At 71.8% G+C, this 1,059-nt stretch carries 1 protein-coding gene; it reads right to left on the reverse strand.

From position 1 onward, the window contains the following. Positions 1-1,057 (reverse strand): amino acid adenylation domain-containing protein (locus ACIQGQ_RS37225; protein ID WP_402405140.1); only part of this gene is annotated, 1,057 nt, incomplete at its 3' end. Positions 1,058-1,059 lie beyond the last annotated feature (2 nt).

Genomic DNA, 1,059 nt, shown 5'->3' on the forward strand with positions numbered 1-1,059 from the left:
CGGGGGCGGGCAGGGCTTTGCGGTCGAGCTTGCCGTTTGGGGTGAGCGGCAGCGCGTCGAGTGTCACGAACGCGGTCGGCACCATGTACTCGGGGAGCCGCTGGGCGGCCCGGGTTCGCAGCGCGTCGGCCTCGGCGTTCCCGACCAGGTACGCGACGAGTCGGCGGTCTCCGGGGCGGTCCTCGCGCACGACGACCGCGGTGCGTGTCACGCCGGGTTCGTCGAGAAGTACCGCCTCGATCTCGCCGAGCTCGATCCGGAAGCCGCGGACCTTGACCTGGTGGTCGGTGCGTCCCAGGTACTCCAGGTCGCCGTCGGCCGCCCAGCGCACCAGGTCGCCGGTTCGGTACATCCGCGTACCTGAGGGGCCGTACGGATCGGCGACGAACCGCTCGGCCGTCTGATCAGGGCGCCCGACGTAGCCGCGCGCGAGACCGTCGCCCGCGATGTACAGCTCACCGGCGGTACCGGCCGGAACGGGCCGCAGGAACGCGTCGAGCACATAGGTCCGCGTATTGGCGATCGGGCGGCCGATCGAGCCGCGCCGGGCGCTGTCCGCGTCCACCGCACCTGCCGTCGACCAGATCGTGGTCTCGGTCGGGCCGTACACGTTCGTCACCGAAGCCGCCGACGCCACCAGACGCCGTGCAAGGTCCGCGGGCAGCGCCTCGCCACCGACCAGTACGCGCAGGCCCTCGAGGATCTCGGGCGCCTCGTCGACGAGTGCGTGCCACAGGCTCGGGGTGGCCTGCATCACCGAGGCGCCCGTACGGGCCGCCTCGGAGGCCAGCGCCCGCGGGTCGCGCACCATGTCCCGGTCCGCGAGGACCACACATCCGCCGGACAGCAGCGGTACGTAGAGTTCCAGGGCCGCGATGTCGAAGCCGACCGTGGTCACCGCGAGCAGCCGCTCACCGGGCGCCATGCCGGTGAGACCGACCATGTGGTCAAGGAAGTTGGCCAGGGCCTTGTGTCCAATCACGACGCCCTTGGGGCGGCCCGTCGAGCCCGAGGTGTAGATCGCGTACGCCGCCACGTCGATCGACACCGGCGCCAGGT

Source organism: Streptomyces sp. NPDC092952 (genome assembly GCF_044754785.1).
In the GTDB taxonomy this organism is placed as follows: Bacteria; Actinomycetota; Actinomycetes; order Streptomycetales; family Streptomycetaceae; genus Streptomyces.